The sequence below is a fragment of the Kineothrix sp. MSJ-39 genome (assembly GCF_018917935.1).
In the GTDB taxonomy this organism is placed as follows: Bacteria; Bacillota; Clostridia; order Lachnospirales; family Lachnospiraceae; genus CAG-194.
Genome location: NZ_JAHLPN010000033.1, coordinates 1 through 10,390 on the forward strand (window position 1 = coordinate 1; position 10,390 = coordinate 10,390).

Sequence of the window (10,390 nt, forward strand, 5' to 3'; positions counted from 1 at the left end):
CCGATTGCCCGAATAGTAACTTTAAAGCTTGTTTTACAGGCGGAAATTTTCGCCTGCTCTTGACATGCTCGAATCGACACTGTTATATATAAAGCAAGGGCTGAATGCTCATTTGAGAGCCTTCAGCCCAATCATTATCATAGAAGATTACATTTACAGAGTTTTATTCACACACTCAAAATCTCCGAAGTCACTTCCTCTGCGATAAAACCACTTTCTGAACATTCTGACAAACATTTTTCTGATCTCAATATTGGTAAAAGACAGCGTATATAAATCCTCTTCTACGTGATCCGCCCGCAGATATCCTGTTGTAAACAAAAGTCCCCAGATTGCATCTTCGTCCGTGTCCAGCAGAGAAAAGTCGATCATTTCGTCTATATGTGCCAGGATCTGTTTTCCATTCATTAGATCCTCCATGTTACATTTTACATAACGGGATCCTTTGGCGATCAATCTGTTAATCAATGTATTACTACTGGTATTTGCCCAGTATGTATCAAATCTGCCATCTGAATCTATAAACTTTGTGATAGACCACGGATTATAAATATCTTTACACCTGCCGATCATAAAACCGTCATACCACTGCTTCACCTGTTTTTTATATTTCCCCAGCCCCACATGATCCAGCGCAGCAAATACCTCTTTTTGCGTAAATCCAAACGCGGTTTCATATTTGTGTGTGGTAATTGTAGCTACATCAATATGATTCATATCAGAAAACATAGATTCCCTGCCAATTCTTGTGATGCCTGTCATAAGTGCCTTTTCCAGCAGCGGATTTGTTTTGAATATGTTATTCAGAAATCCTCTCATGAATGCTGCCATACGTTCCCAATATCCGTGAAAATATGCTTCCTGCATGGGTGTGTCATACTCATCCAACAGAATAATCGGTTTTTTCCCATAATATCTGTACATAAGTTGTGTCAGTAGCTTTAACGACTTAACCGCAACGGCTTCGTCCATATCCCAGCTGATCCTGGCAAGCTGCGCTCTTTCCTCTTCCGAAAATCGCTCCATATCAAGCCCTGCCTTGATATTATCTACCATATATTTGACCTCAAAGCACAACGAACGAAAGGCGCTCTCATATGTCTCTTCTTTCACCCCTGCAAGCGACAGAAAGATTACCGGATATGTTCCCTGCAGCTTGTGATATGCCTGGTTTTCCCAGATTTTCAGACCAGTAAAAAGGTCTTCCCTGCCGGCATATTTTTGAGAAAAAAAGCACTCCAGCATACTTAAATTCAATGTTTTTCCAAACCGTCTGGGTCTTGTGATCAATGTCACATCATGCTCATTTTCCCACCACTGACTGATGAAAGATGTCTTATCCACATAAAACGCACCTGCAGATCTGATCTCCTCAAAGCTTTGGATGCCAACTCCTACTTTATATCCCATAATTCTGACTACATAATCTACCATAGCCGGACCTTCTCCGTATCTGTCCGGTCTTTCTGCATCCGTCGGAATTTTCCATCGAATCCCCTCTTTCTGCACACCATGGATTTTTCCCATGGCACACCAATAATTTACCATTCGCTTTGTGACGCCCCACTCAGATGCTTTTTCTACGGAAGTTACAAATTCCATACCGTTTTCCCCTTTGCTGTTTTGAGAATATTATAAAACAGAAGTGGGAAAAGAACAATGTTCTTTTCCCACTTCTATGCTATCTCAGTTCCACTTTTCATTTATCAATACAAAAGTTCGTGTCAGACAGCAAATCCTCTACATAATCAAAGGGTTCTACTTCCAGTTTGTCAGTAATCCTGCCATACAACTGGCTCTTATCCCCCATTAATTCATTTTCCATGAAACCTGCACTTGTAAGTAGTATACTTACAAGTAGTGTATTTTTTTGTTTTAAATACAAGTCAATTAAAATTGTAAGGGGATATCCACACCAGATATGCATACCACGCCTTCTAAATAGGCCCTTTCCATTCTACGAATGTTTTCCTTACTTCTATTCGTTATATAAAAATCCGCACCAGTCAACAAATCCTCCGGATTTTTTAACGTATTTCCACATATTCTCAAACATGCATCATATCCATCCAGTTCATGTAGGAATGCCGTGAATTCATCTATAGATTTTTGAAATTCCTCTGTCTTTTCCGGATAATAAATCACCAGTTCATCACTTGTCTTATTCTTACTAACAGCAAAACTTCTTATTACCTTCTTCCATAGTGACCAACTTTCCTCAGTATCCATATAAAAGAGATATCTCTTTCCTCCAATGAGCGGTGGATATATCTCTTTATGTTGATCTTGTTCGATATCGTGTTTTTTCACAAACTCTTTTATATCACCTTGCAAGCAATCCTTTTCCTTTACTATTTTTTCATCCGACCAATGCCACCATGCTATTCGCAACAGCTTATTAATCATTCCCTGATCAAATCGATATCCTATAATCTTTGCCGGATTACCAGCCACAATAGCATAAGGTGGTACATCTTTGGTCACACAGGATCCAGCTCCCACTACACCCCCATTGTGAATTGTAACACCATTCAATATAGTCGCACCATTTCCGACCCAGCAATCATTTTGTATGATAATCTGACCTTTACGTTTCCTTTTAAAATTTTTTCTGGGGGTATCTCCGCCCAGAACAGGAATATACCCTTGATACACTCCACCCATATCATGATTCAAATCCACAATAAATTTAATATCAGCCGCCAGCGCACAATATTTCCCAATCTGAATGGAATGGCATTGCTCTTCCCAATCAAAATTTACCCCTGTCAATATTTCTCCGCTATCGATGTAACTCCCTTTATCAATGCTGCATAACGGAAATTGATTGTCCGGCATATCAAATTTTGTCCAATATAAAAGTTCTCCCGGATTTGCCTTTATACTTACATTCATAATTATAATCTCCTATTCATTACGCTTACAAACCAACAAATTCTGTGATAAAATACTCCAGAGAAGGAGAGACCCTATGAAAAAAATATCAATTATCATACCCTGCTATAATGTAGAATTATATATCGATGATTGTTTTAATTCGCTAAAAAAACAAACAATCGATATGGATTCCTTAGAAATTATTATCGTAAATGACGCTTCAACAGATAATACCTTAGAACATATTCTAGCTTTTGAGAAAGAATATCCCGAGTCCGTTCTGGTTATCAATTTAACCGAAAATATCAAACAGGGCGGTGCTCGTAATATCGCCTTACAATATGCTACAGGAGAATATATTTCTTTTCTTGATGCTGATGATTGGGTGGATAACGACTTTTATGAAGACCTTTATCATATTGCCCGAAAATACAATGCAGAAATTGTACAGTTCCCATTTCGTCGGGTTTTATTAGATGAAGACGGAAAAGTTATAAAAGAAAAAATCATTCCAAATTCTAACTACGTTGGCTACTATTCTATACAGAATAACGATGATCGCAAGCATTTTTTAAATGGAAGATTGATAAATTGCGGAAGTCAATCCAAATTTTACAATGGTGACTTTATCAGAAAATTACAACCTTCCTTTATACCCAAAGTAGCATATGAGGAGCCATCCTTTGTTTATCCTCTGCTATTAAAGGTAAACAGGATTTATTGCTATGAAAAGCCCAAATACAACTACAGAATCCACACAGGCAGCACCATGCAGTCCTATGTTTCTCAAAAAGGGAAACTATATGATCATCCATTTGTCCAGCTTTCCGTTTTTGAAAAAATCCGTAATGATTCCCAAATTTACAATCAATTTAAAGAGGAGATTGATTATTATTTTCTGTTTAGCTTTTGGGTAGAAACCATTTATTTTGCGAAATCCGGTTCTTTATATATAGGTTTTGATTTTTTTCAAATAATGAAAGACAGCATCCAAAACCTTCTCCCCACCTGGTACAATAATATCTACATAAAATTGCCCGAAAATCAGGACATTTTAGATATTATCAAAAACGGGCTTTCTGTTTCTGATCAAGAAGCTCTAAACGATTACATCAACGCAGTAGAGTTTTCATAAAAGCACTAATAAGATAATGGTTTGAAATGTTCTCAAAATTTGAAACCATTATCTTATTTATCCAATTCTTCTAGCCCTGAAAGCATATTTATATGCATTACTTTGCTCCTCAAACTGCTTTCCAAGCAAGCCAGCCAATATCGAATATAATTCTTTCTCCTGTTCTATTATATCCTCTTCTCTGTATATATTTACAAGCTTTTCAATTTCAAAGCAATTACGTTTCAGCATATTTACCATACTCTTCAATGTAAAAAATCTGACATGATTTTTATCGATAATTCCCGTCTCTGCATACTCAAAGTTTCCCCTCAATAACGGCAGTAATACCGAAACATGTTGCACGTTTGATATGCTTGCTATTATACTGCCATCTTTTTTTAACAGTGGTAACATTTTTTGTAATATCCCCTCAGGATCATATACTTGTTCTAATGTATCCCCTAAAATAATATAGTCAAAATATTCTTCTTCGTATTCTAACGGAGAATTCTCTATATTTCCTTGTCGGATATCCAAGTAATTTGCTCCCAGACTTGCAATTTTTTCTTCTGCTTCAATTCCTTTCACATCTGCATTCGGCCATTGATACAATATACTGGCCAACGTTGCTCCCAATCCGCAACCGACTTCTAAAACATGAATATCTTCATTTTTTTCATTTGATATAAAATCTATTAACTCTGTCTTTACATTCATGTAACGTGGTATATCAAATCCCCACTTTTCTGCTATTTTCTGTTGATTCTCTTTTAGCAGTTCAGCATACTCACGAAGATCATTCTGCCTGAATCCCAATGAGCCAAAATGATAAATAAAACTATTATGGCATAAATTCAATAAATAACCCGCCTGCAGAATTCGCAGTCCCAAATCATTATCCTCATAATTCCCCTTTCCAAATCTGAGATCAAACATACCTACCCGATCAAACACATGTCTCTTAATAAGCAGCGCAAATCCAATCAATGATGTCTTTTTCTCATACGCATTTTGCATTGGAATATTTATTTTTCTGGCATATTGGAACCATCCCTCCACATCTGCTATGTTTTCTTCTACACGTTGTCCATTTCCTGCATAATTGGTGACGCTTCCTGTTGCCCCTACCTGTTTATTTTCATACAACCCCATACGCAGCCAAAAAATGGCGTTTTGCGGAACCAATGTATCATTATTCAGGAAAAATATATCATTCTTTTTACAGGCTGCTTCAGCACCCTGGTTACACGCATAAGCAAACCCGGTATTCGTATCATTACATATTAATTTTATATCCTTTTGTTCTTTTAACCACTCGCGTATTCCATCCGTAGAATTATTATCTACAACCACAATCTCATATGAGGTGCCGGGATTATACAGTTGAATGGTTTTGATACAGCTTTTCATAATTGCCTGACTATTATAAGATACAATTACAATGCTCACCGGAGAAACATTCGTTTCGTTATATTGTTTATATTCCTCATAATAACGCAGAAGATACTCGTAGTCATTTGTTCCTTTTGCGTAATATGCAGCCATTTCATAGCATAACACAGCCTGATCAATATTATGGTCTGCATAGTAATTTCCCAACATAAAATACAGTTCATAATTATTCGGATTGTTTTTCATTCCATCCGCAATATATTGGTAAGCCTTTTCCCGATCGCCCAGTCCCAGATAAATTTCCGCAGCGCAGATTGCCAATTCATCTAACTGCTCATTCTGCATGTTTTTATAGCAATCCAGTACCTTCTTTGCTTTTTCCCATTCCCCATTATTAATTAATGCAATCAACTCATCTTTTGTTGTCACGCATCTATACTCCTTCTCATCTGTTTTTATGTCAGGTATAAACATATCATTATCACCACAATCCGTTCTCGGAATATATAAATATTTTTATTTTATTATACTATTACTGCAGTCAAAACACAATTTCCTTTCCTTATTCCAGAATCTTTTATTAAGATAATTGTTTTTTATTTCTATTTCGATTATATTTTAAGATAGCAATATAATTAAGGAAAGGAACACGAAACAATGAACATGCTTTTTTACCGTTATGGCAGTATTTGTGAACCTGATCTGATAGAAGGTTTTAAATCATTAGGGCTCCATGTTTATGAAGAGAAGACAGAAATCATCAATAAACATATAACATCGGAAGATCGTATTTTATTACTGCAAAATGCTTTTTCAAATTATGCTCCCATTTTTGTGTTCAGTATAAATTTCTATCCTGTTATCGCTGAAGTATGCCATATTTATCGTATTATATATATATGTCTTACAGTAGATTCCCCCGTACCGGAGCTTTTTTCTAAATCTATCCAATATGACACTAATAGAATTTTTTTATTTGATCCTGCGCAATACAAAGACTTTTCCAAATACAATAAAGAACATATTTTTCACATACCACTGTATAGCGCTGTCGACCGCTTTCAGAAAGTGGTTCCTTCCATAACCGGAACAGATATTTCGAAATACTCCCATGACATCTCTTTTGTTGGGTCTTTATACACAGAAAAAAATCCTTTAAGCAGGCTTTTACCTCAGTTGTCTCCTTATATGCAAGGCTATATCCACGCCATTACAGAGGCATCTCTGCAAATTTGCGGATTAAATTTCATTCAAGAATCTATGACTCCGGAAATTGTTTCTGCATTCAAAAAGGCAGATCCTTCCTTTTATCAGCTTCCAGATCCTATTGTTGACCCGGATCCTTATATTGCCGCTAATTGTTACATTGGTATGCATATCGCACAAGAAGAACGCATTCGAACACTGAATGCACTGGCTTCCCATTTTTCTGTTGATTTATACACCAGAAGTGATACCTCTCTTCTAAAAAATGTGACAACCCATTTAGGAGCAGACACACTTACAGAAATGCCTAAAATCTTTCATCTTTCAAAGATTAATTTAAACATGACCATCAAACCAATACAGGATGGACTTCCTTTGCGTATTTTTGATATTCTGGGATGTGGTGGATTTCTCATGACCAACTATCAGAATGAACTTCCTGAATATTTTGAAATAGGGGTTGATCTGGAATCCTATACCTGCCTTGAAGAATTAAACGAAAAATGTGCTTTCTACTTGACACATGACAGCATAAGAGAAAAAATTGCAAAAAATGGCTATAAAAAAGTAAGTCAGGCTCACAAAACGCAAGCCTGGCTTACCGAAATAATTCGTCTATGTATTTAATACCCTGTTACTTCATAACAACGCAATTGGTTTTTGAGTTCTCAAAAACCAATTGTAATATTTGATCAAATCTATCTTGCAAACTAAACAGCTTCAATACTTTTTCTCTTGCTGCACAGCAGATTCTGTCTCTGTTTGCTTCATGATTCAGGTAAAACGCTGCTTTTTCAACTGCATCTTCTATGCTTTCATATACAACCATTTCTTTATCCGGCGCAAAATACTCTACAAGCTCTGGCTGATATGATGAAAGCAAAAAACCTCCTGCTCCCATAACATCCAGCGCTCTTAACGGTATGCCACTCTGTATACACCGTAATATAGGATTTAAATTGATTTTACTGGCTCTAAAAACAAGTGGCATCTGGGAGACATAGTCAACTGGAGGATACATTTTTACGCCTTGAATTAATTCACTGTTTTGAAAAGAATACAATCTTGTATTGTAGCGTTTCCCCAAAACCGTAAGCAGAATCAATCTCTCCCTACGTGTTATCTCACTTGCCATAGCAAATGTTAAAGCTTCCTTGCGAAGAGTAAACTCTGTTTGGGGATTATCTCTGTGAATTCCTTCATTCAGCTTCTGCATGAAAGCATCAGTTAATAATTCATCAAGCATATAATAACCATATAGGTTCTGTTGGACATTCATAAGTGCTTTCAAATATCCTTTTTCATATGCTCCCACAACCGCAAGGATTTCATTTATCTTTGACTCATATAAACTTCCTACAAGAGATACATCACATTGATATTTTTCAGCATCTTCTCTTGTTAGCACAAGACGCTTCAAACGTGTTCTGTTCACCCCCAAAGGCGCATAATAAACTGTGTCAAATCCTTTGTTCATATATATTTGTGCCTGTATTTGATCAAAAAAGAATACATAGTTATTTTGATTGCCTAGCGTTTCCTCAATATCCAATATATTTAACGGATTGTCATAACACCATGCAATATAGGGTCTATTTTGCTCTTTACAAACCTTTGAAAGTAGAGGAAAGTAGTTAATACTTATAACAGCGTCAAAACACTTTAAGTCTATTTTTTCCCGAAACCATTTTACAAAATGTTCATCTGTATTTTTATCAGAAAACTCCCAGGAAAAGGACTCTATTTCAATTTTCTTTTCTTTACATATTTGCCTGATATCATATTGCAAATAAGAATTCCATTTATAAAGCAATAATTTCATAGTCTTATTATACTTTCTTATCCAAAAAATCCATAAAAGCTTCTTTATTTTCAATCGGAGAAGAAACAGGACGGCCTAAGTCATCCCTTGCCCCTAGTCTGCACTTTATTTCCAATAAACATAAGCCCTCATATGTTTTTACCCTTTTCAATTCCGTTTCCAGTTCTTGTACACTTTGTACACAAACCGCATATTGGTATCCACATGCCATTACCATTGCAACAAAATCAGTTTTTCCTGCTACAGTAGGCATTCCTCCAACAGTTTCATGTGCCTCATTGTTAATAACAATATGCACCATATTATGCGGTGCATTCGCTCCTATGACAGCAATTGCCCCCATATGCATCAATACAGCGCCATCTCCATCTATACACCATATCTTTGTTTCCGGCTTTTGTAATGCTATCCCCAAAGCAATGGAGGAACTATGCCCCATAGAACCAACAGTCAGAAAATCACACCCATGTCCCTGTCTTCTTTTCTCTCTTATTTCATAAACTTCTCTGCTTGCTTTCCCTGTAGTACAGATCACCGGATCATTCCCGGAAACTGATAGTATGTATGTTAATGCCTCTTCTCTGGATATTATATAATTATTGCCATATGCAACCGAAGCGTCATATTCTAATACACCCTTTTCTATTATAAATGCAACACTTTTGCCTTTAGCCAGCAAAGTTCTGTAATATGCCATTACGATTTCTAATTCGTCATACGATGTATTTTTTGTAATAACAAAAGACTCTATATCCATAATTGCAAGTAACTGTTTTGTTATTTTCCCCTGATACACATGCTGCGGCTCATCATGAATTCCAGGTTGTCCTCTCCATCCTACAATAAACACCATAGGCACAGCATAAACATTGTCATTCGTCAGTGACGCAATCGGATTAATCACATTTCCTTCACCACTGTTCTGCATATATACAACCGGAATTTTTCCTGTTGCAAGATGATATCCTGTAGCAAGCGCAACACAATTTCCTTCATTTGCAGCAATTACATGATGCTGTGGATCAATACCATATGTGTTCATTAAATAATTACATAAAGGTTTTAATTGTGAATCCGGTACACCGGTATAAAAATCACTGTCTAGCACTTTAATGAATGATTCTACCTGCATTAATCTCTCTCCTGTTTTTCTTTTTGTTTCATTAAAACATATGCCTTAAATAACTCTATATCCGCTTTCGTTGTTATCTTAATATTGGTTTGATCTCCGTATGCCTTATAAAGGACATCTTCCAAAGCATAAATCAGCGAAGTAACATGTGGCTCAATTTTTTCCAGTAATCCTTCTTTATCTGCTCTTTCATACACACTCTTTAAATATGCAAACTTAAAACCGTATGGGCTTGCAATTTGCAAGCAGGAATCTCTGTCTATCCACTTTTTACTTTCCTCACCATCATTGGTTCCCATCAACTGATAACACGGTGTTGCAGAAAATGCGTTGCCACGTTTCTTCATGACACGAATAACATCCTCAACAATATAACTGCTTGTAAATGGTGCTGCTCCATAATGAATCAAAACGTAATCATTATTATTTATATTCTTGTCCAAACATTGAATTCCATTTATTACTGATTTCTGGAAAGTGCTTCCTCCCCGTGTAATCCATTTTACTTTGGTATATTTATATTTTCTTACCATTTGTTCCAAATAATGAATCCAATTATCGTGACACACAATTTCTATCGCATCAATTTGTTCATTCTCTTCAAAAATATCAATTGTATATGCCAAAACAGGTTTATCAAAAACTTCAATAAACTGTTTGGGTCTATCTGCATTGACTCTTGAACCGACTCCTCCAGCCAAAATCATTGCTATAATCATAAATTACTCTCTATTCTTTTTAGTGCATGTTCAACAAAAGCCTTGATTTTACTGGATTTGTTGAACGGTTTACAAGTTACATATATCTTCAAACTAGAGTTTTCTGGATATGAAGTAGCTTCAAT

8 protein-coding genes are annotated in these 10,390 nt (G+C 36.1%); 2 read left to right on the plus strand and 6 right to left on the minus strand.

What is annotated here, in order from left to right; translation table 11 throughout:
• Positions 1-153 precede the first annotated feature (153 nt).
• Both KQI22_RS13450 and KQI22_RS14000 read right to left on the minus strand, forming a co-directional pair.
• Positions 154-1,602 carry an AAA family ATPase gene (locus tag KQI22_RS13450; protein ID WP_216553306.1) on the minus strand — a complete coding sequence of 483 codons (1,449 nt, stop codon included), beginning with the start codon at positions 1,600-1,602 and terminating at the stop codon, positions 154-156.
• Between the two features lie 288 nt (positions 1,603-1,890).
• Complete coding sequence (locus tag KQI22_RS14000) at positions 1,891-2,895, minus strand: CatB-related O-acetyltransferase (protein ID WP_216553309.1); 1,005 nt, start codon at positions 2,893-2,895, stop codon at positions 1,891-1,893.
• Between the two features lie 76 nt (positions 2,896-2,971).
• On the opposite strand from KQI22_RS14000, the gene KQI22_RS13460 reads away from it, so the two are divergent.
• Positions 2,972-4,012, plus strand: a complete 1,041-nt coding sequence (locus tag KQI22_RS13460) for a glycosyltransferase family 2 protein (RefSeq protein ID WP_216553311.1) — start codon at positions 2,972-2,974, stop codon at positions 4,010-4,012.
• A 57-nt stretch (positions 4,013-4,069) separates the two neighbouring features.
• Here KQI22_RS13460 and KQI22_RS13465 read toward each other — a convergent pair whose 3' ends face one another.
• Positions 4,070-5,815 carry a glycosyltransferase gene (locus tag KQI22_RS13465; RefSeq protein ID WP_216553314.1) on the minus strand — a complete coding sequence of 582 codons (1,746 nt, stop codon included), beginning with the start codon at positions 5,813-5,815 and terminating at the stop codon, positions 4,070-4,072.
• A gap of 228 nt (positions 5,816-6,043) precedes the next feature.
• Here KQI22_RS13465 and KQI22_RS13470 point away from each other — a divergent pair, with 228 nt between their 5' ends.
• The gene (locus KQI22_RS13470; protein WP_216553317.1) at positions 6,044-7,219 is read left to right on the plus strand and encodes a glycosyltransferase family protein; all 1,176 of its coding nucleotides are present in this window, start codon (positions 6,044-6,046) and stop codon (positions 7,217-7,219) included.
• A gap of 7 nt (positions 7,220-7,226) precedes the next feature.
• Here KQI22_RS13470 and KQI22_RS13475 read toward each other — a convergent pair whose 3' ends face one another.
• Genes KQI22_RS13475 through KQI22_RS13485 form a run of 3 tightly spaced genes read right to left on the minus strand, consistent with a single transcriptional unit; the run spans position 7,227 to position 10,265 of the window.
• Positions 7,227-8,414 carry a glycosyltransferase family protein gene (locus tag KQI22_RS13475; RefSeq protein ID WP_216553321.1) on the minus strand — a complete coding sequence of 396 codons (1,188 nt, stop codon included), beginning with the start codon at positions 8,412-8,414 and terminating at the stop codon, positions 7,227-7,229.
• Positions 8,415-8,421: 7 nt separating this feature from the next.
• On the minus strand, positions 8,422-9,546 hold the full coding sequence (aepY, locus tag KQI22_RS13480; RefSeq protein ID WP_216553324.1) for a phosphonopyruvate decarboxylase: 1,125 nt from the start codon (positions 9,544-9,546) through the stop codon (positions 8,422-8,424).
• Positions 9,546-10,265: an IspD/TarI family cytidylyltransferase gene (locus tag KQI22_RS13485; RefSeq protein WP_216553327.1), complete on the minus strand. Its 720-nt coding sequence runs from the start codon at positions 10,263-10,265 to the stop codon at positions 9,546-9,548. The genes aepY and KQI22_RS13485 overlap by 1 nt, the downstream gene beginning before the upstream one ends.
• Positions 10,266-10,390: the final 125 nt, after the last annotated feature.